This window comes from Candidatus Latescibacterota bacterium, from assembly GCA_020633725.1.
Classification (GTDB): domain Bacteria; phylum Krumholzibacteriota; class Krumholzibacteriia; order JACNKJ01; family JACNKJ01; genus VGXI01.
In genome coordinates, this window is record JACKDC010000003.1 from 197,053 (window position 1) to 220,605 (window position 23,553).

The 23,553-nt window shown below is 70.7% G+C and carries 18 protein-coding genes; 12 read left to right on the forward strand and 6 right to left on the reverse strand.

Annotation, left to right across the window (positions count from 1 at the left end; genetic code table 11):
- Nucleotides 1-17 precede the first annotated feature (17 nt).
- From H6693_08205 to H6693_08215, 3 genes are read left to right on the forward strand one after another with little or no spacing between them, the layout of a single operon-like run.
- Complete coding sequence (locus H6693_08205; GenBank protein ID MCB9516163.1) at nucleotides 18-2,519, forward strand: TonB-dependent receptor; 2,502 nt, start codon at nucleotides 18-20, stop codon at nucleotides 2,517-2,519.
- 58 nt (nucleotides 2,520-2,577) lie between these two features.
- The gene (locus H6693_08210; GenBank protein MCB9516164.1) at nucleotides 2,578-3,291 is read left to right on the forward strand and encodes a thiamine diphosphokinase; all 714 of its coding nucleotides are present in this window, start codon (nucleotides 2,578-2,580) and stop codon (nucleotides 3,289-3,291) included.
- 6 nt (nucleotides 3,292-3,297) lie between these two features.
- A complete protein-coding gene (locus H6693_08215) occupies nucleotides 3,298-4,677 on the forward strand; it encodes a sodium:solute symporter family protein (protein ID MCB9516165.1) in 1,380 nt (459 codons plus the stop codon).
- Here the strand turns inward: H6693_08215 and H6693_08220 are convergent.
- Together H6693_08220 and H6693_08225 are read right to left on the reverse strand one after the other, a co-directional pair.
- Nucleotides 4,634-5,356: a hypothetical protein gene (locus H6693_08220; protein MCB9516166.1), complete on the reverse strand. Its 723-nt coding sequence runs from the start codon at nucleotides 5,354-5,356 to the stop codon at nucleotides 4,634-4,636. The two genes, H6693_08215 and H6693_08220, sit on opposite strands and share 44 nt — an antisense overlap.
- A 67-nt stretch (nucleotides 5,357-5,423) precedes the next feature.
- Nucleotides 5,424-7,532: a hypothetical protein gene (locus H6693_08225; protein MCB9516167.1), complete on the reverse strand. Its 2,109-nt coding sequence runs from the start codon at nucleotides 7,530-7,532 to the stop codon at nucleotides 5,424-5,426.
- A gap of 175 nt (nucleotides 7,533-7,707) precedes the next feature.
- Between H6693_08225 and H6693_08230 the strand changes: the two genes are divergently transcribed.
- Nucleotides 7,708-8,142 (forward strand): transcriptional repressor, encoded by a 435-nt coding sequence (locus H6693_08230; protein MCB9516168.1) that lies wholly within the window; start codon nucleotides 7,708-7,710, stop codon nucleotides 8,140-8,142.
- Nucleotides 8,139-8,747 (forward strand): peroxiredoxin, encoded by a 609-nt coding sequence (locus tag H6693_08235; protein MCB9516169.1) that lies wholly within the window; start codon nucleotides 8,139-8,141, stop codon nucleotides 8,745-8,747. The genes H6693_08230 and H6693_08235 overlap by 4 nt, the downstream gene beginning before the upstream one ends.
- Before the next feature lie 63 nt (nucleotides 8,748-8,810).
- Here H6693_08235 and H6693_08240 read toward each other — a convergent pair whose 3' ends face one another.
- From H6693_08240 to H6693_08250, 3 genes are all read right to left on the reverse strand, one after another.
- Nucleotides 8,811-10,184 (reverse strand): hypothetical protein, encoded by a 1,374-nt coding sequence (locus H6693_08240; GenBank protein ID MCB9516170.1) that lies wholly within the window; start codon nucleotides 10,182-10,184, stop codon nucleotides 8,811-8,813.
- 20 nt (nucleotides 10,185-10,204) lie between these two features.
- Nucleotides 10,205-11,581 carry a right-handed parallel beta-helix repeat-containing protein gene (locus H6693_08245; GenBank protein MCB9516171.1) on the reverse strand — a complete coding sequence of 459 codons (1,377 nt, stop codon included), beginning with the start codon at nucleotides 11,579-11,581 and terminating at the stop codon, nucleotides 10,205-10,207.
- Between the two features lie 72 nt (nucleotides 11,582-11,653).
- Nucleotides 11,654-13,036, reverse strand: a complete 1,383-nt coding sequence (locus H6693_08250; GenBank protein MCB9516172.1) for a right-handed parallel beta-helix repeat-containing protein — start codon at nucleotides 13,034-13,036, stop codon at nucleotides 11,654-11,656.
- 215 nt (nucleotides 13,037-13,251) lie between these two features.
- Between H6693_08250 and modA the strand changes: the two genes are divergently transcribed.
- From modA to H6693_08280, 6 genes are all read left to right on the forward strand, one after another.
- Complete coding sequence (gene modA, locus H6693_08255; protein ID MCB9516173.1) at nucleotides 13,252-14,040, forward strand: molybdate ABC transporter substrate-binding protein; 789 nt, start codon at nucleotides 13,252-13,254, stop codon at nucleotides 14,038-14,040.
- Nucleotides 14,040-14,726 carry a molybdate ABC transporter permease subunit gene (gene modB / locus H6693_08260; protein MCB9516174.1) on the forward strand — a complete coding sequence of 229 codons (687 nt, stop codon included), beginning with the start codon at nucleotides 14,040-14,042 and terminating at the stop codon, nucleotides 14,724-14,726. The genes modA and modB overlap by 1 nt, the downstream gene beginning before the upstream one ends.
- Entirely contained in the window at nucleotides 14,726-15,418 is a 693-nt protein-coding gene (locus H6693_08265; protein MCB9516175.1) for an ATP-binding cassette domain-containing protein, read from the forward strand. Before modB ends, H6693_08265 begins: the two co-directional genes overlap by 1 nt.
- 87 nt (nucleotides 15,419-15,505) lie before the next feature.
- Nucleotides 15,506-17,161 carry a phosphoenolpyruvate carboxykinase (ATP) gene (locus H6693_08270; GenBank protein ID MCB9516176.1) on the forward strand — a complete coding sequence of 552 codons (1,656 nt, stop codon included), beginning with the start codon at nucleotides 15,506-15,508 and terminating at the stop codon, nucleotides 17,159-17,161.
- 7 nt (nucleotides 17,162-17,168) lie between these two features.
- The gene (locus H6693_08275; GenBank protein MCB9516177.1) at nucleotides 17,169-17,876 is read left to right on the forward strand and encodes a hypothetical protein; all 708 of its coding nucleotides are present in this window, start codon (nucleotides 17,169-17,171) and stop codon (nucleotides 17,874-17,876) included.
- Nucleotides 17,877-17,969: 93 nt separating this feature from the next.
- On the forward strand, nucleotides 17,970-20,429 hold the full coding sequence (locus H6693_08280) for a M28 family peptidase (GenBank protein ID MCB9516178.1): 2,460 nt from the start codon (nucleotides 17,970-17,972) through the stop codon (nucleotides 20,427-20,429).
- Nucleotides 20,430-20,500: 71 nt separating this feature from the next.
- Here the strand turns inward: H6693_08280 and H6693_08285 are convergent, their stop codons facing one another.
- Entirely contained in the window at nucleotides 20,501-21,403 is a 903-nt protein-coding gene (locus H6693_08285) for an HNH endonuclease (GenBank protein MCB9516179.1), read from the reverse strand.
- 411 nt (nucleotides 21,404-21,814) lie between these two features.
- Between H6693_08285 and H6693_08290 the strand changes: the two genes are divergently transcribed.
- A complete protein-coding gene (locus H6693_08290; protein ID MCB9516180.1) occupies nucleotides 21,815-23,332 on the forward strand; it encodes an aldehyde dehydrogenase family protein in 1,518 nt (505 codons plus the stop codon).
- The last annotated feature ends 221 nt before the right edge of the window (nucleotides 23,333-23,553 follow it).

A 23,553-nucleotide genomic window follows, 5' to 3' on the forward strand; every position in this document is an offset into this window, starting at 1 on the left:
AGACACCGGAGGCAGTCATGACCTCGATCCGCACGCTCGCACTTGCCATTCTTCTCGTCCTCGGCGCGGCCGGTTCCGCCGCGGCGCTGCCCGCGCTGGAGGGCCGGCTCGTGGACGCCGGCACGGGCGACGCCGTCGCCGGCGCCACCGTGCTCATGCCGGCCCGCGAACTGCGCCTGGAGACCGACGCCGAGGGCCGCTTCACGCTCCCCGACCCGCCGGCGGAGCCCTTCACGCTCGTCTTCAGCCACCTGGCCTACGAGCCCAGGGTGATGGTGCTGGAGCTGTCCAGCTTCCCCGACGCGACGCTCACCGTGGAACTCGAGCCCACCTACTACAGCGGCGAGAAGGTGGTGGTGAGCGCGTCGCGCTACAGCCCGGACGTCCACCTCAGCCAGACCAACCTCACCGCCGAGGAGGTGCAGGCCCGCAGCGCCGAGAAGGACCTGCCGCTCCTGCTCGAAACCACTCCCGGCCTCTACGCCAGCCAGGACGCGGGCAACGGCGTGGGCTACACCTACCTCAAGCTGCGCGGCTTCGACCAGAAGCGCATCGGCGTGATGATCAACGGCATCCCGCTCAACGACCCCGAGGACCACCAGGTCTACTGGGTGGACATGCCGGACCTGGCCGGATCGCTGGAGGACGTGCAGGTGCAGCGCGGCGTGACCAACTCCCTGGGCGGCATGAGCGCGATCGCGGGCTCGGTGAATCTCGTCACCGACGTCCTGGGCCCCGAGCCCGGCGGGCAGTTCAGCGTGGCCGCGGGCAGCTTCGGCACCGCCAAGCAGAGCCTCGGCTGGCAGAGCGGCCTGCTGGGCGGGCGCTTCGCCACCGGCCTGCGCATCAGCCACCTCGCCAGCGACGGCTACCGCGACCGCTCCGGCACCGATCAGTGGGGCGCGTTCTGGAGCGGGCGCTTCCTGACGCCGCACAGCGCGACGCAGATGAACGTCTACACGGGCCGCGAGCTCACGCACCAGGCCTGGTACGGCCTCAGCGACGACGAGCGCGTCGCCGACCGCCGCGCGAACCCCGAGACCTACGCCAACGCCGTGGACGACTTCTCGCAGCCGCACTACGAGCTGCACCACCGCTGGGACCTGCGCGCGAACCTGCAGCTCGAGTCCAGCCTCTACTGGATCCACGGCGAGGGCTTCTACGAGAACTTCAAGCAGGATGCCGACCCGGTGGCCTACTCGCTGGACACCTTCCTCGGCCTGCCCGACTCGGTGCCGGTGGATCTCGTCCGCCGCAAGTGGGTGGACAAGGATCAGCGCGGCTTCCTGACCCACGCCACCTGGCAGAAGGGCCCGAGCCGCGCCATCTTCGGCGGCGACTTCTACGACTTCCATTCGCATCACTGGGGCGACCTGCAGCTGGTGGAGGGCTTCGGCACGGCCACGGCCATCGGCCTGCCGCACTACCACGACTACACCGGCGACAAGCGGGCCTGGTCCGCCTACGTCAACGAGCAGTTCGCGCTGGGCCTGGGCTTCACCGCGCTGGCCGACCTGCACTTCACGCACAAGAGCTACGACTTCTTCCAGCAGGCCACCGGCAACTTCCAGGGCGCGCTGCGCAACCGCTACAAGGTGAGCTACGACTTCTTCGACCCCAAGGGCGGCCTCCACTGGAAGGCGCCGGGGCGGCCCTGGGGCGGCGAGCTGGGCGTCTACGGCCACTTCGGCCTGGCGCATCGCGAGCCGGCCGACGCCGAGATGTTCGACGCCTGGGTCGACGGCACCGACCTCGGCGCCCGGCCCCTCTTCGCCACTGCCACGCCGATCTACGACGTGAACGGTCTCGCCTACATCTACTGGACCGACCCGCAGGTCGAGGCCGAGTCCGTGCGGGACTACGAGCTCGGCCTGAGCTGGCGCGGCGACGGCCTGAGCCTGTCGCTGGACGGCTACCTCATGGAGTTCGAGAACGAGATCGTCGACTACGGCCAGCTGAACGCGGACGGTCAGGGCGTGCGCGGCAACGCCGAGCAGACCCTGCACCGCGGCGTCGAGCTGGGGCTCACGGCCGATCTCGACGCCCTGCTCGGCGACGACGCCCTGGCCGGCCACCAGGTCCTCGACGTCGCCTTCGCGCGCAGCTGGGACCAGTTCGAGCGCTTCATCCTGCACGAGTTCGACGGCACCCGCCGCAACTACGGCGGCAATCCCATCGCCGGCGCGCCGACCTACCTCGGCACCTTCGGCCTCGACTCCGACTGGGGCCCCCTGCGCTCGCGGCTCAGCCTGCGCGCGGTGGGCCGGCAGCAGCTCGACAACAGCGGCATCGAAGCGCGCAGCATCGATCCCTACCAGGTGATGGACGTCGCCCTCACGCTCGACCCCGCCCAGCTCGGCCTCGCCGCGCTGGAGGGCACGACGGTGGAGCTGCAGCTCTACAACGCGCTGGACGTGGAGTACGCCACCTGGGGCTACTACGACCCGTACGGGGCGGGCAACTACGTCGTGCCCGCCGCCAAGAGCCACTTCCTGCTGGGGGTGCGCCACGCCTTCTGATCCGCGGCATCCGGCGAACATCGCGCGCCTGCTCTTCCCCAGGCAGGGCCGGCGCGCGGTGGTCCTCTGCGACGGCCCCGCGCCGCCCTACGCCGTCCTCGCGCACTGGCTGGAGGACGCGGACTGCTTCGTCTGCGCCGACGCGGCGGGCCGGCCCTACGACCGGCTGCCGCGGCCGCCGGATCTCGTCATCGGCGACTTCGATTCGCTGCACCGCGACCCGTCGGCGTCGATCATCGAGGCGCCGGACGCGCACGTGCCCACCGGCGACGACCAGAACGTCGGCGAGCACCCGGCCCTCGTGGACGGCCTGCCCGCGCTCCACGTGCCGGAGCAGGAGAGCACCGATTCGGAGAAGGCGCTGCTCTGGGCGCTCAAGAACTTCTACGCCGAGGGCGTGCTGCTGGGCGCCACCGGCGCGCGGATCGACCACAGCTTCTTCAACGTCTCCCTGCTCGAGCGCTTCGCCACGCGCATGGCGCTGTGCATCGCGGACGAGTACAGCGTCAACATCCGCCTCGCCCCGCACTCGTACACGCACTGGGAGCTGCCCACGGGCACCGGCTTCTCGGTGGTGCCGCTGAGCAGCCCGGTACAGGAGGTCAGCCTGGACGGCGCGGCCTACCCCCTCCACGACGCGCCCCTCGCCCCCGGCGGCCCCAACGCGGTGTCCAACCGCGTGGTGGATCCCCCGCTCCGCGTGCGCGTGGGCGACGGCTCGCTCCTGCTCAGCGTCTCGCTGCTGCGCGACCGCGATCGCCGCTGGGACTGACGGCGCGTGACCTCCGCCGCCCTGGCCATCTACGCGCTCTTCCTCGCCTACACGGTGTGGCGGCTGCTGCGGCCCGGCGTCGAGAGCGAGAGCGAGTACCTGCTCGCCAGCCGCTCGCTCACGCTGCCCGCCTTCGTGGCCACCACGGTCTCGACCTGGTACGGCGGCATCCTGGGCGTCGGCGAGTACAGCTACGACTACGGGCTGTCGAACTGGCTCGTCTTCGGCGTGCCCTACTATCTCTACGCGCTCGTGTTCGCGCTCTTCCTGGCCGGCCGCGCGCGGCGCTCGCCCGCCCACACGATCCCCGATCAGCTCCGCGCGCGCTATGGTCCCGCCGTGGCGCTGGTGGGCAGCGCCGTGCTCTTCGTGATGACGGCCCCGGCGGCCTACGTCCTCGCGCTCGGCGTGCTCCTCGGACAGCTCACGGGCCTCCCGCTCGTCCCCGCCCTGCTGCTCGGGACCGTGGCGAGCGTGGCCTACGTGTGGCGCGGCGGGCTGCGCGGGGTGGTCTTCACCGACAAGGTTCAGTTCGCGCTCATGTTCCTGGGCTTCATCGTGCTGCTGCCGACGGCCGCGGTGAAGCTGGGCGGCTTCGGCTGGCTCCGCGCCCACCTTCCGCCGGGACATCTGAGCCCCGGCGGCGGCCAGGGCGTGCAGGCGATCCTCGTCTGGTACTTCATCGCCAGCGCGACGCTCGTGGAGCCGGCGTTCTACCAGCGCTGCTTCGCCGCGCGCGACGAGCGCACGGCCCGCCGCGGGCTGCTGCTCTCCATCCTGTTCTGGATCGTCTTCGACTTCATGACCACCTTCAGCGGCCTCTACGCGCGCGCCGCGCTGCCGGGCCTGGCCGCGGCGGGCGGTCCCGGAGCCGAGGCCGCCTACCCGGCGCTCGCGGCGGCGCTGCTGCCGCCGGCGGCGCTGGCGCTCTTCATGGTGGGCCTGCTGGCGACGGTGATGAGCACCATCGACAGCTACGCCTTCCTCGCCGCCGTGACCTTCGGCCGGGACATCCTCTGGCGCCTGGGCGGCGCGCGCGGCGACTCCAACCGCTTCAGCCGGCTGGGCCTCGTGGTGACGGCGCTGGTGAGCGTGGCGCTGGCGCTGTGGCGGGAGTCCATCGTGGGACTCTGGCACGACCTGGGCAGCGTGGGCACGCCGGTGCTGCTCTTTCCCCTGGCGCTCAGCTTCGGGGCGCGGCGGCCGCGGCGGGGCTGGATCCTGGCGTCGATGCTGCTGGGCGGAGGCGTGAGCCTGGCCTGGGTGATGGCCGAGCGCGCCACGGGCGCCTACCCGCTGGGGCTGCGGCCGATCTTTCCGGGGTTGGCGCTCAGCGCCCTGCTCAGCGGACTGGCGCTGTGGCGGCGGGAAGCTCCGCCTGCGTGAGCTCGATGCGCCCCTCGCTCCAGTTCTCGGGACGCTTCCAGAAGGGCAGGCTCTGGGCGAGGAAGTCCTCGGCGGCGCGGGCGACGGCGGCGTCGAGCGGGTCCGGCTCGCCGGGGCGCGGGGCCCAGCTGGCGAAGCCTTCGCGCAGCGCCAGCCAGGAGCCGGGAAAGCTCACGCGCGCGCGGCTGTCGTAGGACCGGATCTCCAGACCCAGCGGATTCTCTTCGAGCACGAAGCGCAGGTCGACGTCGCAGCTCCGGGTGTCGGCGTTGCCGTTCTCCGTGACCAGCACCAGGCGCTGCACCTCGACGCGCAGGCGCAGCGGCGGCACGCCCGTCCAGCCGCGCGTGTTGAAACCGAACTGCGAGAAGGTGCGGGCGAGGACGTCCGCCAAGCGCGGCGCGGGATCGCGATAGGGCAGCGGGCGCAGGGCCTGGGCGCCGGACAGGCCCTCGGCGCTGATGCGCCAGATCACGGGGCTGAAGCTGCCCAGGCGCTCGCCCGTCGGCAGCTCCACCCTGTCCACCGCGAGCGGCGGCAGCGACGCGGCGCGCTCGAGGTACTCGAGGCGCAGCAGGCTGAGCGCGGCCGGGTCGAGACGCATCTCACCGCCGGCGGGCCCGCAGGCCAGCGGCAGGAGTGCGATCAGGACCAGGGGGAGGAATCGTGGTCGGCGCACGGCTGTCATGCCCTGATTATCGCGGATTCCGCGGGCCGGCGCCAGCGCCGGCTCGCGGCCCGGGGCGTCACCGCGCGACCGCGAGGCGGCGAAGCAGGGGACCCGCGCTGGCGTCCCAGTTGCCCTTGAGGACGTTCGTGCCCCCGTTGAAGCCCAGGTAGCTGTACTTGCCGTAGTGCGGGACCTTGCTGGCGATCGCCGCGAGTTCGGAGGGGTTGTCGGCGAGGACGGCCATGAAGCCGCCGTCCGTGCCGCGCTTGCCGGTGTAGACCAGCGCGTGGTGCTCCGGCTCGAAGCGCTGCCCCTGGAACACCGTGAAGAAGGGCGTCGTCTGCAGACCCTCGGGCGCATCGCGGAAGGGCGGCGGCGAGCTGCCCAGCCAGATCAACGTGCGCGCCGCGTTCAGGGTGTCCGCGGGGGCGCTGGCGGCGACCACGTGCGGCGCGCCCTCCACGAAGGCGGCCGCGAAGGCGCGGCAGGCCTCGGCCAGTTCGGGCGCAAGGCCGTCCTGGAGGACGAAGAGCGGGTGCTCGTCGGCCATCACCAGGCTCAGCGTGGCCTCCATCTCCTCCTCGTCGAGCCTCCGGAACACGTGGTAGTCCGGGTCGACGGCGAGGCTGCTGGGCGGCGAGTCGAGCCGGCGCTCGAAGGCCAGCTTGGCCGCGGCGGTCTGGACGGTGAAGTCCACGGGACCCGCGGCGGTGTTGACGCGCAGCGGCACGCTGAGGATGAGCGGCTCGCCCGCGGCCTGCAGCAGCTCGCCGCGGAGCAGCCAGGCGGAACCGTCCTCCTGGGTCACGGTCACGTCGCCGAGCGCCAGCTGGGCGGCGCCCGCGCGATCGATCCACTGCGCGCGCTCGTCCTCCAGCGCGTCGGGGGCGAGGGCGCCCTCGGCCTCGACCGCGCGGAAGAAGTCGGACCAGGTGGCCGTCCCCCACTGGTGCTCGTCGATCACGTGGCGCAGCGCGGCGCGGAAGGCCGGGCGGCCCACGCGCTCCTCCAGCATGTGGAAGACGAACATGCTCTTGCCGTAGCCCACCGCGCGCGTGGCGGCGTCATGGCGGCTGACGAACTCGCGCAGGGGGAAGTCGCGGTCGTCGCGCGTGTAGCGCGTGTAGTCCTTGAGCGTGTTCTTGCGGTACTGGCGCGCGGCCTCGGCCGACTCCAGCTCCTTGTAGAGGTAGTCGGCGCAGTAGACCGTCAGGCCCTCGCACCAGTTGCCGCCCTCGCCGATGAAGACCGAGTTGCCCCACCAGTTGTGGGCGATCTCGTGGCCGAGGCTCGTGGCCTTGATGAAGGGCAGGCGCAGCACCTGCTGGCCGAGCAGCGTCCACGACGGCATGCCGTAGCCGGTGGGAAAGAAGTTCTCCACCACGGCGAACTTGCTGAAGGGGTAGGGCGTGAGGAAGTCCTCGTAGAGGTCCAGGTAGCCCTCGCAGGAGTCCAGGTAGCCCGCGGCCAGGCTGGAGTCCTCGGGGAAGAAGTAGGTCTCGACCAGCGTGTCGCCGTGCTGCCGGCTGTCCACGCGGAAGCGGTTCGCCACCAGGGTGACGCCGTCGCTCGGGTTCGTGGCGTTCCAGACCGACTCGCGCTGTCCGCCCGCCGTGAAGTCCCGGATCAGCGCGCCCTGGGTGAGGCTCGTCCAGCCCGCGGGCAGCACGGCCGTCACCCGGTGGCCGCACATGATCTCCTCGGCGGCATCGCCGCGGTCGACCAGGGGGTACCAGCCGGCGCCGGCCGCCAGGTAGACGCCCTCCTCGCCCACCGTCGCCCGGATCTCCGCGCCCACCTTCTCGCGACCGAAGACGGTGCCGCTCACGTCCTGGAAGACGCGTCCGTCCATGCGGATCACCCAGAGCTCACGGGGCGCGACCGTGTCCAGCGCCCGCCAGCGGCGCAGGCCCTCGGCGGGGTGGTCGGGGTCGTCGGCCAGGGGCTCGAGGCGCAGGCTGGCGTCTTCGAGCGAGGGCTCGAGATCGGCATGAAGGTAGAAGTCGAACTGCCGCACGGGGGCGACGAGCCGCAGGCTGTCCACGCCGGTGACGGTGTGGCCCGCCGGATCCAGGTGGACGCGGATCGCGTGCAGCCTGGCGGCGGGGGCATCCGCGCGGACGGCTTGCGGCGCGGCGCAGGCAACGGCGGCGGCGATGGCGAACGGGAAGAGCAGACGCTTCATGGCGGACCTCGGGCGGTTGCGGGAACCTGGGCAGCCTAGCCCAGGGCGTGCCCCGCGGGAAAGTCCCTTGTGGGGACTGGGTTCCCGGGAGTTGGAAAGCCTCTTTTCCCCAGCTGCGAATCGTTCTCGTTTTGGGCTTGTATTTCGGTCGAACTTCTCTATTTTGCCGGCCAAAGTGAGAAAGGTTCCGATCGAGATGCGGCACACACGGCAGCGACGCGCCATCCTCCAGTTCCTCCGGGGCACCCGGACGCACCCCACCGCGGAGCAGACCCACGCGGAGCTGCGCAAGGAACTGCCCACGCTGAGCCTGGGGACGGTCTACCGCAACCTGGGCAAGCTCGTGGAGGAGGGCCTGGTGCGGGAGCTTCGACCGGGCGTGCGCGGGGCGGGCAGCCGCTACGACGCGGCGCTCGAGGCGCATCACCACTTCTTCTGCACGCGCTGCGGAAAGGTGGAGGACGTGTACCCCGGCCTTCCGTCCACCGTGAAGGAGGCCATGATCCGCAGCATCGACCGGGACGTGAGCGAATTCAGACTGCAGTTCTTCGGCATCTGCGAGGACTGCGCGCATCGAGCCAACGAGAGACGTGAGGTGAACGAGAGATGATCGAGCAGCAGCTGCCCGTCCGGGTGGGCCAGGAGGCCCCGGACTTCAAGGCCGTCGCCGTGATGGCGGACAACTCCTTCAACGAGAGCTTCAAGCTCAGCGACTACAAGGGCAAGTACGTGGTCTTGTTCTTCTACCCGCTGGACTTCACCTTCGTGTGCCCCACGGAGATCATCGAGTTCAACCGCAAGCTCGACAAGTTCAAGGCGAAGGGCGTCGAGGTGATCGGCGTGTCCATCGACAGCCAGTTCAGCCACTGGGCCTGGAAGAACACCCCGGTGGAGCTGGGCGGGATCGGCAACATCCAGTACCCGCTGGTGGCCGACATCAACAAGACCGTCAGCCGGGACTACGGCGTCCTGCTCGAGGGGGGCGTCGCCCTGCGCGGCACCTTCCTGATCGACCGCGAGGGCGTGCTGCAGCACGCCACCGTCAACAACCTGGGGCTGGGCCGCAACGTCGACGAGACGCTGCGCATGGTCGACGCCCTGCAGCACCTGGAGCAGTACGGCGAGGTCTGCCCCGCGGGCTGGACCGAGGGCGAGGAGGCCATGAAGCCCACCTCGACCGGCGTGGCCGAGTACCTGGCCAAGCACGGACGTTAGCGCAGCAAGGAAGCACGCGAGACGAGCCCGCCCGGCAGCGCCGGGCGGGCTTTGTGCTGGGGATCAGTACAGCGCCTTCACCGCGCCGAAGCTCGCGTCCTCGACGGCCAGCAGCTCGCAGCCCACGTCGAGGGCACCCATGGTCCCGCAGCCGTTGACCGCCGCCACGCAGGGCGAGTTGGCATGCAGCGTGAAGTCGCCCCCGGCCGGGTCGCAGAAGAGCGGATCGGCGTCGATGTTGCCCCCGACCCCCAGCCAGCTCTCCGCATAGCCCGCCCAGCCGTGCTGGAAGTTCGAGCAGCGCAGGCTCAGAGTGGACGACGGCGTCGAGTAGAGCGCGGACTGCTGACCCGATGGATCCGCGACGATCACGCGCTCCACGACGGCGCGCATGGAGCTGCTGTTCCCCATCAGCCCCAGCGCGTAGAAGGCCCCGTTGCCCCAGAGGGTCACGTCGGAGACGTGGGCCGCGGCTCCCCGCAGAATGAGCGTTCGGTCGCCCCCCGCGTTGTTCGCCAGGACACAGCGGCTGACGACCAGCTCGGCATACGGCTGCCCGGCCGGAGTGTCGGAACTGAGGCTCAGGGGCGAAGCGTCCTCGACGTCGTGGATCGCGCAGTCCTCCACCACCACGGGCTGGCCAACGGTCGAGCTGACCACCACGCCCGCCCGCGGGTCCCCCTCGAACACCGTACCGCTCATCTCCAGGCCGCCGCCCTCCACCCAGAGCGCTCCACCCGTGTTGCCCCGGAACGTGCAGTCCACCACGCGCTGCGGCCAGGGCCGGCTCGTCCCCGCGAGCGCGACAATGTGGGCCTGGCCCGCGCCCCCGACGTTGCCCGTCAGCGTGCAGCCCAGCAGCAGGCAGGTCGTCGACATGCCGTGCACTGCGGCAGCGAAGTCGTCGCTGCTGTTGCCAGCGAAGACGCAGTCGCGGAACTTCAGCTCGCCCGCGTGGTCGGCGGACACGGCGCCGCCCGCCGTCTCTGCGTGGCAGTTCTCGAAGCGGCAGTGGTCGAAGTGGACGGCCGCCCCTTGCTTGCAGCGCACAGCTCCGCCGAAGGGACCTTCGGAGCCCGCCCCCCCGGCGTAGCCGTTGCGGATCGTGAGGCTCTTGACCCGGGCCCAGTCGTCGAAGTCCTGCAGGGTGAAGGCGCGGTGGGGCGCCCCGGGCGACCCCTCGCAGTCGATGACGCAGCGCGCAGCGCTGCCGGAGGCCGAGCGCAGCGTCACGCTGCGGAAAAAGATGAAGTCCCGATTGCCCTCCCCGGTGAAGACGCCGTCGCCCAGCACGATCTCGTCGCCGTCGGAGGCCGCGAGCATGGCCTCCCAGATCGTGGGAACGTCGCCGCTCCCGTCGGGCTGAACCGTCCAGGTCGCTGCATCCGCCATCGGCGCGACCAGGAACAGCAGGCCAATCACCAGCAGCTGTCTCACGCTCCACCTCCCAGGTTCGATCAGTACAGCGCCTTCACCGCGCCGAAGCTCGCGTCCTCCACGCCGGTGGTGCCGCAGCCCAGGTCGTAGAGGCCCATCGTACCGCAGTCGTTGTTGACGCCGAGACAGGGCGAGCTGGCGTGCAGCGTGAACTCGCCCGCCTCCGGGTCGCAGAACATGGGATCGGCGTCGATGTTGCCATCGTTGCCCAGCCAGTCGGCCGCGCAGCCCGACCAGCCGCCGTGGAAGTCCGTGCAGTGGACGGCATAGGTCGCGCTGGCATAGCAGCCCAGGGCCTCCGTGGACGACCCACCGGCCACGATCACCCGCTCCACCAGAGATCCCACGCCGTAGTCGCTGGACACGGGGCCGTGGAGCTTCAGGGCATGGGGCGCGTCATTGCCCCAGAACGTGAGGTCGTGAATGTGCGACGGCACGCCGACGGCGAAGAGCGTGCCGTCGCCGCCGGCGTTGCCAGCGAAGAGGCAGCGCCTGACCGTGACCAGATCCTCCGCGTGCGCGCCCGTGAGGTGCCAGATTCGCAAGGCGGCACCATTCGTGTTTCCTTCGAACACGCAATCCTGCACGAGCATGATGTGGTAGGCGTTCACGAGGATGTCCACGCCGCCCCGCGAGTTGCCCGCGAAGCGGCAGCCGACCACGTCCGCGGTGCCGATCACGTAGAGCCCGGCGCCCCCGTTGTCGACGAAGTCGCAGTCTTCCACGAGGTAGTGCTGCGCCGCGAGCCAATCCCAGAGCATCAGCGCCGCCGCGTCGGTGTCGCCGGCCTGGTTGCCCAGGAAACTGCAGCGCCGAACGACCATCCCCGCCCCCGAACCGCCGACACCCGCCCCGGAAAGCGCGGAAACGTTGCCGACGAACGCGCAGTCCTCCAGGGTCAGCGTGCCGCACTGGTCGTAGCCCACGGCGCCGCCGCGGCTGGAGGAGTGGCACTGTTCGAAGCGACAGTTCGAGAAGCTCACGTCGACGTCCTGCTCGCAGAACACCGCCGCGCCGTAGCCGTCGCCGGCGCCGCTGCCTTCGAGATAGCCGTTGCGGAAGGTGATGCCTTCGATGGACGTCCCCGTGTGTCCGGCCGCGATGTGCAGCGCGCGGTGCGGGTCGCCCGCCGCCCCGTCGCAATCGATGACGCAGCTCGCCGGGTCGCCCGACTGGGAGCGCAGCGTCAGGGGTTGGTACAGGAGGATGTCGCGGTTGCCGTCGCCCGTGAACACGCCGTCGGCGAGCTCGATCACGTCGCCGGGCGCGCTGCCCAGCACCGCGGCCCAGAGCGTCGGGAAGTCGCCGCTGCCATCCGCTTGCAGCACCCAGGTGGCCGCGGCGGCGGGGCCGGCGAGCAGCGCCAGCGCGCAGATCAGCATCAGCAGTTTGTTCACGTGCACCACTCCATGCGTGAAACGCCCGACGCGCTCAATTATAGCACGCCGGGCGTCGGTCGGAAAGCGGTCTCAGTACAGCGCCTTGATCGCGCTGAAGCTCGCGTCGTCCACGCCGGTGCTGCCGCAACCCACGTCGTAGGCGCCCATGGTGCCGCAGCCGCTGTTGATCGCGTAGCAAGGCGAGCTGGCGTGCAGCGTGAAGTCGCCGGCCGCCGGGTCGCAGAACATGGGATCGGCGTCGATGTTGCCCTCCACGCCCAGCCAGTCGGCCGCGCAGCCCGTCCAGCCGCCGACGAGATCGGAGCAGTGGATGGCGAACGGGTGGGGGTCGTCCTCGCAGTGGATGACTTCGGTTGCCGCGCCCGGCTCGATGATCACCCGCTCGAGCAGCCCGGCCCAGTCGAACGAGAACGATGATTCCGCACGCAGGAAGACCGTCTGCGGCGCCTGGTTGCCCCAGAACGTGCAGTCGGCGATCCAGCCGGGGACGTTCCACAGCCGCACGGTACTGCTGCCCCCGGAGTTCTCCGCGAACAGGCAGCGGAACACCTTGACGCCAGGTGTTTGATCGTCCGGAATGAAGGCGGAGAGCTCCAGGGCGCAGCCCCCTGTGTTCGACGCGAACACGCTGTCTTCGATCAGGCCACTGACGAGCCCTCCATACAGTCGAGCGCCCCCCTGCGCATTGCGAAGGAACTGGCAGCGGCGGATGACGCAGGGGCTCGAGCCGACGTACAGCCCGCCCACGCCATTGTCCAGGAACTCGCAGTCCTCCACCCTTGCGATCGTGTTCGGGTGCTCGAGCTCTAGGTAGACCGCCGCGCCGTTGCCGTCGAGTATCTCCGTGGACTCCACCCGGCACTGCCGCATCGCGAACTCGCCAGCGTAGGCGGCGCCCACCGCGCCGCCGTCGTCTCCGCTCGCACAGGCGACGAAATCGCACCCCTCCACGAGGAAGTCGGCACATCGGTCCTCGCCGATGGCGCCGCCCACGTGGAAGGCCGTGCAGTTCTCGAACCGGCAGTCGAAGAAGGCCGCCGCGCTCGCCTCCGCGCAGAGCACTGCGCCGCCCCAGCCATCCTCGAGGTTCGAGCCGTCCGCGTAGCCGTTGCGGAAGCCGATGCCCTCGATCGTCACCGAGGCCTGGGCGCCGCGCAGCGCCAGCGCGCGATGGGGCTCGGCCGCGTTGCCCTCGCAGTCGATCACGCAGGCCGCGGGGTCGCCGGATTGCGACCGCAGCGTCAGCGCCTGACCGACCTCGATGTCGCGGTTGCCATCGCCGGCGAAGACGCCGTTGCCGAGCTCGATCACGTCGCCCGCGGCGGCGCCGGCCACGGCGTCGAGCAGGGTCGGGAAGTCGCCGCTGCCGTCCGGCAGGACAAGCCAAGTGGTCGCGATCGCCGGGGAGAGTGTGAGGACGATGAGCCCAATGGACAGTAGCAGAACCTTCATGCCGTTCCCTCCTGCGCTTGTTGTGATTGACACCCTTGGCAGGGGGCAGGGGGCAGGGGAAGGCGTAGGCAATGTGTGCTGACTCGCCACCGCCTGCAAACCGATTCCTCGACACCGGTTCCCGGCGAGATTCAAGCGAGTCCCGCGCTTTCCGCCATTGATCGCCCGGAACCGAGCCTCTAGGCTCACGACCGTCACCGGCAGGAGGCCGCCCGATGCTCCCACGACGCCCCACGCTTGCCCTGCTCGTCGCGCTGCTCAGCCTCGCCGGCTGCGGCCGGCGGCAGCCGCCGGCGTTGCACTTCTACGCCGCGGCGAGCCTGACCGACGCCGTGAACGAGCTCGTGGCCGACTGGGAGGCCGAGGGCGGCGCGCCGGCCGTGGTTCCCGTCTTCGCGAGCAGCTCGACCCTGGCCCGGCAGATCCGCGAAGGCGCGCCGGCGGCGCTCTTCCTCAGCGCGAACGAGCAGTGGATGGACTACCTCGTCCGCGAGACCCAGCGCGTGCGCTCGGACAGCCGCCTCGACCTGCTTTCCAACCGCCTGGTGCTGGTGGCGCCGCCCGGCAACCCCGCCGGGATCCAGGGGCCGGCGGACCTCGCCCACAAGCTCCACGGCCTCGCGCTCGGCGACCCGGACCACGTGCCGGCGGGCATCTACGCCGCCGCCTGGCTCAAGCAGGCCGGCCTCTGGGACAAGGTCCGCGGCGAGCTGCGTCCCGCCAAGGACGTGCGCGCCGCGCTGGCCTACGTGGAGAAGGGCGAGGTGGACGCCGGGCTCGTCTACTTCACCGACGCGCGCGTGGGCAACGTGGAGGTGCTGGCCGTCCTCGACGACAGCCTCGCGCCGCCCATCCGCTACCCGCTGGCGCTGATCGAGCCCGCAGGCGGTGGCGAGCTGCCCCCGGGGGCGATGAGCTTCTACCGCTGGCTTCGCAGCGAGCAGGCGGCGGACGTGTTCCGCCGCCACGGCTTCCTGCCGGTGGCCGTCCGGGACGGCGGCTGATGCTCGAGCCACCCAGCCCCGCCGAGTGGCAGGCCCTGGCGCTGTCGCTGCGGGTCAGTCTCGCGGCCACGCTCGCCGCGCTGCCGGCGGGCGTGCTGCTTGCCGCCTGGCTGGCGCGCGGGCGGAGCCGTCTGCGCTGGCTGGTGGACGCCCTCGTCCAGATCCCCTTGGTGCTCCCGCCGCTGGTCACGGGCTACCTGCTGCTGCTGCTCTTCGGACGCCGCGGCCCGCTGGGCCGGCTGCTCGCGCCCTTCGGGCTGGAGTTCGCCTTCGACTGGAAGGGCGCGGCCCTGGCCGCCGCGGTGGTGTCCTTCCCGCTGCTCGTGCGGGCGGCGCGGGTGGCCTTCGAGGGCGTCGACCCGCGGCTGCCCCTGGCCGCGCGGAGCCTCGGCGCGGGCCGGCTGGACGCCTTCTTCACCGTCACCCTGCCGCTGGCCCGGCGCGGACTCCTGGCGGGCCTGCTGCTGTCCTTCACGCGCGGCTTCGGCGAGTTCGGGGCGACGATCGTGCTGGCCAGCAACATCCCGGGCCGCACGCGCACCGTGCCGCTGGCCATCTACTCGCTGATCCAGGGCGAGGGCGGTGAGGCGGCCGCGGGACGTCTGGTGCTCGTCTGCGTGGCGGTGAGCCTGGTCGCCATGGTGGCCGTGCAGCTGCTGCAGCCGCGCCGCGGCGGGAGCGCGTGATGCTCGCCCTGGACCTCGGCTTCGAACGCGCCGCCTTTCGCCTTGAGCTCGCTCTCTCCCTCGACTCGAAGGTCTGCGCCATCGTGGGCCCCAACGGCAGCGGCAAGACGACCCTGCTGGACCTGGTGGCGGGGCTGGCGCGACCGTCGCGGGGCCGGATCGCGCTCGACGGCGAGACGCTCGTCGACACGGCCCGCGGCATCGATCTGCCGCCCGAGCATCGGCGCGTGGGCTACGTCTTCCAGGACGGCGCGCTGTTCCCTCACCTGGACGTCGCCGCCAACCTGCGCTATGGCCGGCGCCGGCGGGGCGACGGCGGGCCGGGCATCCCCGAGGTCGTCGAGGTGCTCGGCCTCGGCGACCTGCTGGCGCGGCGAGTGCACGCCCTCTCCGGCGGCGAGCGGCGCCGCGTGGCCCTGGGTCGCGCCCTGCTCAGCGCGCCGCGGCTGCTGCTCCTCGACGAGCCGCTGGCCGGCCTGGACGTGGAGGTCCAGCGCCGTGTCCTTCCCTACCTGGCCCGCACGGTGGAGGCCTTCGGCCTGCCCATGCTCTACGTCTCCCACTCCTCCCGCGAGCTGCTGGCCCTCGCCGAGCAGGCCGTGCTGCTGGCCGGAGGCCGCGTGGTGGCCACGGGAACCCCCGCCGCGCTCTTCGCCGAGGATGGCCCCGCCGGGTCGCTCGCGCTCTATTGACGGTCCAGGAACAAAGTCCTACTGTGGGCCGAACCGCGGCGGCCCCCGAGGCGCGCCCGCCTTCGTGACCGTGCAAGGAGATGGGACATGACATTCCAGGAGAAGCTCGCCGCTTTGCTCAAGGAGCGCGGCCAGGCCGTCCACCACAACATCCCCCGGGCCAAGCTGATCCGGGCCGCTCTCGACAACCACGAGGCCGTGGCCGCCGCCTGCGGCGCGCTCGTCACCTGGACGCCCCCCGAGTCCACGGGCCGCAGCCCCAAGGACACCATGGTGGTGCGCCGTCCCGAGAGCGAGGCGAGCATCGACTGGAGCGCGGCGAACAACATCCCGCTGGATCCGGAGACCATGGACATGGTCCTCGAGGACGCGCTCGCCGCCTTCAAGCGCCTGCCCCGCGTCTACGCGGTGGACCGCCTGGTGGGCGCCGACCCGGCCTACACGCTGCCCGTCAACATGGTGAGCAGCCACGCGCTGCACTCGGTCTTCGCCGACAACATGTTCCGCCCCTGGGACGAGAAGGCCGTGTCCCAGAGCATCTTCAAGGAGCGCCCCTTCACGCTGATCGCGCTGCCCTACGAGAAGCTCGATCCCAAGCGCTACGAGGGCCGCCTGCGCGTGGACCCGAAGCTCGGCCACACCAGCACCATGCTGGTCGCCATGGACTTCGACCGCCGCATCGGCGTGGTCTACGGCTCGGCCTACTGCGGCAGCTGCAAGAAGCTCATCTTCACGGTGATGAACTACGTCCTGCCGCCCGAGGGCATCCTGCCGCTGCACTGCAGCGCCAACGAGGGGCCGAAGGGGGACAGCGCGCTGCTGCTCGGCCTGTCCGGCACCGGCAAGACCACCCTCTCGGCCGACCCAACCCGCGCCCTGCTGGGCGACGACGAGCACGGCTGGAGCGACACCGGCATCGCCAACTTCGAGAACGGCTGCTACGCCAAGCTGATCGATCTCAACCCGGCCAAGGAGCCCGAGATCTACAAGGCCTGCTTCCACCAGGCCGAGCCAGAGCAACATGGGGCTGTAATCGAGAACACCATGATGTGGCCCGACGGCAGCTTCGATCTCTACGACGACCGCCTCACGCCCAACAGCCGCGGCAGCTACCCGCTCTCCTACCTGAGCAACATCAAGCCCAGCTCGATGGCGGGACATCCGAAGACCATCCTCTTCCTCACGGCCGACGCCAACGGCGTCATCCCGCCGGTGAGCAAGCTCACCCGCGAGCAGGCCATGCTCTGGTTCCTCATGGGCTACACCAGCAAGCTGGCCGGCACCGAGACCGGCATCGTCGACCCCGTGAGCACCTTCTCGCGCTTCTTCGGCGCGCCCTTCATGCCCCGCAACCCGGACGACTACGCGTCCATGCTGGGCAAGAAGATGGACGAGCACGGCACCAGCGTCTTCCTGGTGAACACCGGCTGGTCGGGCGGCGCCTACGGCGAGGGGCACCGCATGGACCTGCCCCTGACCCGCCGCATGGTCAACGCCGCGCTGGCGGGCGAGCTGGACGGCGTGGACTACGACGCGGATCCCGTCTTCAAGGTGCTCGTGCCGAAGACCTGCCCCGGCGTCGAGGACACCGCCATGCTCAAGCCCGTGAACACCTGGAAGGACAAGCAGGCCTTCACGGCTCGCGCGCAGAAGCTGGCGGGCGAGTTCGCCGCCCACTTCGACAAGGCCTACGGGGACAAGGGCATCGACCCGGCCGTCGCCGCGGCCTGCCCCGGGAAGTAGGTCCACCGTGGCCCGCTCCGCTCGCCGCGCCGTCGCGATCGCCGTCGCCGCCCTGCTCGGGGCGATGGCGGCCGCGCCGGCGTGGGCGCGGGACGGACGCGAGGACCTCCGCGCGCCGAGCGATCCCCTCCGCTCGAGTCTGGCGCTCGGCTTCGGCGTCCTCAGCCTCGACAACGACGCCCTCGCCGAGTTCTTCAGCCAGCGCGAGCTCAACCTCTGGAGCCTGCGCTACGACTACCGCGTCTGGGGGCCGTTCCGCCTCGGCGCGCGCGTCGACGCCAGCCAGAAGAGCCGGCGGGCGATGGACGTCTCCCTGGGCAGCGAGGCCTACCCGGTCCGCTACACCTTCAGCGCCTTCACGGCCTTCGGCGAGCTTCTGCTGCGCACCCAGCTGCCGCAGGTCGGTCCGCTGCGGCCCCACGTGTCGGCGGGGCTGCTGCTGAGCCGCATCCACGCCGAGAGCAGCGGTTACAGCAACGGCTACGACGCCGATTGGCAGGGCTACAGCCCCGCCACCGAGATCGTGAAATACGGCCACGGCTGGCGGGCGGGCCTCGGCCTGCGCCTGCCGATCTGGGCCAACGTGCAGCTGGTGGCCGAAGCCAGCCGGCAGGAGCTCGACGTCTACGACGCCCCCGCCGACCACGATCCCCCCGTCGGCCGCTGGGACCACAGCGGGCAGGCCCTGAGCCTCGGCCTGCAGCAGCGCTTCTAGTCCCTCGCTTGTCCCCTTCCGGCCCTCCTGGTATGATTTGCGGGTCGACGCACGCCCGGCCAAGACGGCCGCCCGGCCGCCCAAGGAGTCCCCATGCGCATCTCCCTTCGTCTTGCGATCCCCGCTCTCCTCTGCCTCCTGCTGCCCGCGCTCGCCGCCGCCCAGGCCGGCACCGGCAAGGCCCTCGTCCAGCTCCAGCTCTCCGAGACCGCCGGCCGCGCCGCGGCGGAGCGGGACCTGCTCCTCGTCGCCGAGCTGCCCGCCGGTGACGGCTACCTGGCCTTCCTCGACGCCGCCGACCGCGCCAGCCTCGGCGCCCAGGTCCGCGTGCTCGACGCGCTCGACGACGGCAGCCGCGAGTACCTGATCCAGTTCGAGCACGCCGACGGCGCCCACGCCGCCCTGCCCGATCCGCGCGGCCTGCGCGTGCTCCACGAGGGGACGAACTACCGCGTCGTCAGCCTGCCCGCGGGCGAACTGGCCGCCACGCCGAGCTGCCTGCCCGACGTGATGCGCGTCTTCCGGCGGCCGCTCCGCTTCGTGCGCAGCCCCTGGGCGGAGCCTGCGCCCCTGCGCGACGTGGACCCCGTGATCGTCGACATGGTCGCCGGCGTGGCGCAGTCCGAGCTGGAGGCCACGGTGCAGACCCTGCAGGACTTCGGCACGCGCCACAGCCAGTACGCCGGCGGCGCCACGGCCTCCCAGTGGATCCGCGATCAGTTCCTCAGCTACGGCTACACGGACGTCAGCTTCCACGACTACAACAGCTGGAACGACAACGTCGTCTGCGTGAAGCCCGGCATGGTCTACCCCGACCGCTACGTGGTGATCGGCGGCCACTACGATTCGATCAACTACAGCGACTACACCAACGCCCCCGGGGCCGACGACAACGCCACCGGCACCACGGGTGTCCTGCAGGCGGCCAAGGCCTTCGCCGACCATCAGTTCGAGTACAGCACCATCTTCATCGCCTTCAGCGGCGAGGAGCAGGGGCTCGTGGGCAGCGACGCCTGGGCCGCCGACGCGGCCGCCGCTGGCATGGACATCGTCGGCATGCTCAACCTGGACATGCTCTGCTACCGGGCTTCGGGCGACGCCGAGGACCTGGACATCATCAGCAATACGTCGAGCACGCCGCTGGCGGACCTGGCCTACGCCACCATCGCGACCTACGTCCCCGAGCTGGCCGCGGTGGAGGGCTACCTCACCAGCGGCAGCAGCGATCACGCCTCCTTCTGGGGCAACGGCTATCGCGCCATCTTCTTCTTCGAGGACAGCAACGCGTACAGCCCCTACATCCACACCGCGAGCGACGTCGTCGGCACCAGCGCCAACAACTTCGGCTTCATGCTGAAGAACGTGCGCGCCGCCGTGGCCACGCTCGGCGCCATGGCGCGGCCCTTCCACATTGCGATCCAGCACACGCCGCTCGGCCACAGCGAGGGGCTTGGCCCCTTCGCCGTGAGCGCCCTGATCCAGGCGACGGAACCGCTGGACGCGCCCGCCCTTCAGCTCCACTACCGCGTGAATGGCGGCAGCTTCGCCGGCGTCCCGCTCAGCCCCACCGGCCAGCCCGACGAGTACGGCGCCACGATCCCCGGCCAGGCGCCGGGCTCGCTGATCGAGTACTACCTGAGCGCGGCCGACCAGGCCGGCTACAGCGCCACGGCCCCCGACGGCGCTCCCGCCGAAACCTACGGCTTCCGCAACGGCGTCACGCCCGTGCTCCGCGACGACGTGGAGGCCGACCTCGGCTGGACCCTCGGCGCGCCAGGCGACAACGCCACCACCGGCCTATGGATTCGCGCCGATCCCGTCGGCACCTCCTATCAGCCCGAGTTCGACCACACGCCGGACCCCGGTTCGATCTGTTTCGTGACCGGCAATGGCGCCCCCGGGGGCAACGCCGGCGATGAGGACGTGGACGGCGGCCAAACGACCCTGCTCTCGCCGATCTTCGACCTCGCGGGCGCCACCTGGGCCGGCCTGTCCTACTGGCGCTGGTACACGGACGAGACCTCCCACGACGACGACTTCGTCGTGGACATCTCGAACAACGGCGGCCTCACCTGGACCACCCTCGAGATCGTCGGCGACAGCGCCTACCCCTGGGTGAAGGCGGAGTTCGACGACCTCGCGGCCATCCTGCCGCTCACCGACCAGATGCGGCTTCGCTTCATCGCGAGCGACACGGGCTCCGGCAGCCTCGTCGAAGCGCTGATCGACGACCTCGAAATCGTGGCCGTGACCGGCGACCTCACCGCCGCCGACCCCACGACGCCTCTGCCAACCGCCGCCATCGCCGCCTATCCGAACCCCTTCAACCCCAAGACGCGCTTGCGGCTCTCGCTCCCGGACGCCGGCCACGCCGAGCTGGCGATCGTGGACGCCCAGGGCGCGCACGTCGCGACGTTGCTCCAGGCTCACGCCAGCGCCGGCCCGCTCGAACTGCTCTGGGACGCCACCGGCCAGCCCAGTGGCCTCTACTTCGCGCGCTTGAGCGTCGACGGTCGGCCGGTCGCGACCCAGAAGCTCACGCTGCTCAAGTAGCGACGCGCGGGCGCAGCTCCGCCCCGCCCGGCGACCCCGTGTCGCCGGGCTTTTTCGTGCAGCGGCGTCAGTCAGGGCGAGCCGCGCGCGCTCGCCCCGGCGACGACCGTCCGCGCGAGGCCGCGCGCGTGATGGAGCTGATGGCAGGCGCTGCAGAGCGTGATCAGGTTGCTCGGGTCGTTCGTGCCGCCGTTCGCGCGGGGCTTCCGGTGGTGCACTTCGAGGTATCGCGTGCTCGTGCAGCCTGGACCCTGGCAGCGGTGGCCGTCACGGGCGAGGATCTTCCGCCGCAGTGCCGGCGTGAGCGTGCGCGGCAGGTCGCCCCCGGGGGCGGGGAGCTCGCCACGGTTGGTGACGTAGGCCTGCGCCCCGCAGTCCGGACAGCGGCGAATGATCACGGTGGCGGCCTGCTTCACCCGCCCCCGGGGGCGGGCGGCGAGCGCCGCGAGCACCAGCTCTTCCCTCGGGTCGAGCTGGCCGTCCTTGCGGAGCGCTTCGATCAGCGCTTCCCAGCGCGCGTACTGCTCCGGCGTGAAGTTCAGCGTGACGCGCAGCGGCGCGGCGGCCTCGGCCTCCTCGCGGCGCGCTTCGGGCTCGCCCGCCGCGAACAGCGCCGGAGGATCCTGGCGCTTCCTTGGCGGCCGCGGCCGACTCGCCTTCACCTTCCGCTCGAGCGCCCGGCGGCCGAGGCGCTTGGCATCGCTCAACCAGAGGGTCTCGTTCGCGGGAGTCGCCACGGACACGAGCTCCCGCGCCTTGGTCCAGGGCAGCTCGCCGGCCTCGACGGCACGCCGCGTCTCCGGTAGGCGCTCCAGGGCGCCCGCCATGCGCACGAAGGCCGAGAGCTTGCGCTCGGAGAAGCCCAGGGCGTCTCGCCCGTAGGCATGGATCGAGGAGTAGCCCAGCTCGCGGTAGAGCTGTCCTTCCATGATAGAAGCGAAGGAGAGCAGCGCGCCCTTCTCGAGGCGCTGCAATCGCTGAAGTTCAGTCGTCAGAGCCCGGTGCAGTCGCCGGGCGCGGTCGGCTCGAGTCTCCATGATGAAAGTCCCAGGAAAGTGCAGCGGGAGGCTTGCGATGGATACCAATGTATAGTATCCTATGAAGGCCGTCAAGGGCGGCAAGGCAGATAGTCGAGAGAATCTTCCCGCGGCAGCTCCCACCCGCCCCCGGGGGCGAGCGAGACCAGGAGGTCCGATAGCGCAGCAGCACCGAGCGCCGCCGCTGAACAACCCGCCCCCGGGGGCGGGTGCCGGCAAGCCCCCGAGCCGCGCCCGGGCCCCATTGACGCCCCTCGCCTTTTGGCCATAATTGGCCGCGCTTTGTGCGACCTTGGCCACGCGATGGGTCTTCATCGGGGCCTGCCATGAACCACAGGGGGATGAGCGATGAAGGACTTCATGCGCGCGCTGAAGTTGCAGGACGTGAACTCGGGCGCCAGCACCCGCGAGTGGATCGCCAAGCCCGGCGGGGGCGAGCTCGAAGTCTTCAGCCCGGGCGACGGCAGCAAGATCGGCGTGGTCATGCAGGCATCCGCCGCCGACTACGATGTGGTGGCCAGCGCTGCCGTGGAGGCTTTCAAGGAGTGGCGCTTGGTGCCCGCGCCCCAGCGCGGTCTGATCGTGCGCGAGTTCGCGAACGCGTTCCGCGAGTACAAGGAGCCGCTCGGCAAGCTCGTCAGCTACGAGATGGGCAAGATCTACACCGAGGGCCTCGGTGAGGTGCAGGAGATGATCGACGTCGCGGACTACGCCGTCGGCCTTTCGCGCACCATCGGCGGTCCGACCCTGCCCAGCGAACGCGCGGGGCACCGCCTCATGGAACAGTGGCATCCGCTGGGTCCCATCGGCGTGGTGACGGCCTTCAACTTCCCCGTGGCCGTGTGGGCCTGGAACTCCATGCTGGCCGCCATCTGCGGCGACACGGTCATCTGGAAGCCCTCGAGCAAGACTCCGCTCACGGCCGTCGCGATCCAGCACATCTGCAACGAGGTGACGAAGGCGCACGACCTGCCCTCCATCTTCAACCTGGTCGTGGGCCGTGGCTCCCAGGTCGGCGAGGTCATGATCAACGACCGTCGCCTCCCTCTCATCAGCGCCACGGGTTCGACCGCCATGGGCCGCCACATCGGCGAGGCCTGCGCGAAGCGGCTCGGGCGCAGCCTGCTGGAACTGGGCGGCAACAACGCCGTCATCGTTGACGAGACCGCCGATCTCGACATGGCCTTCAACGGTGTCGTCTTCGGCGCGGTGGGCACCGCCGGGCAGCGTTGCACGAGCACGCGGCGCCTCTTCCTGCACGAGTCCATCGCGGACGGGTTCCTCGACCGGCTCGTGGCGGCCTACAAGCGCGTGCCCATCGGCGACCCGCTGGATCCGAAGACCCTCATGGGCCCGCTGATCGACGAGGGCGCGGTGAAGGACATGATGAACGCTCTCGGTCAGGCGAAGGCCCAGGGCGGCAAGGTGCTCGTGGGCGGCGAGCGGGTGGATCGGCCCGGTCACTACGTTCAGCCCACCATCGTGCAGGGCCCTCGCGACATGGCGATCGTGCGCGAGGAGACCTTCGCGCCGATCCTCTACGTCTTCACCTTCTCGGACATCGACGAGGTGCTCGAGCAGCACAACAGCGTGGACCAGGGGCTGTCGAGCAGCATCTTCAGCCGGGACTTCCTGAACGTCGAGCGCTTCCTCGGTCCGGCCGGCAGCGACTGCGGCATCGCCAACGTGAACGCCGGCACGAGCGGCGCGGAGATCGGCGGAGCCTTCGGCGGCGAGAAGGAGACCGGTGGTGGACGCGAGTCCGGCAGCGACAGCTGGAAGATCTACATGCGACGGCAGACGAACACCATCAACTCCAGCCGCTCGATGCCGCTGGCGCAGGGCGTGCAGTTCGATCTCGAATAGGGTCGGAGTTCCCGATCCGCTCTCATCACGGCCCCCGCGCACATCCGCCGGGGGCCGTTTTCGCGCCAGCAGGACGCGGCTTAGCGCACGCCGATAACCCGCCATTCCCATCCTGATAGCAGGTTTGAAATCTCAAACGCTGCAGGGAGTTGAAGCGCCTCGCGTCCGATGGAGAAGATGTGCGATACGGCCCGAATTTCGAGGATTCGCTATTGATCCAG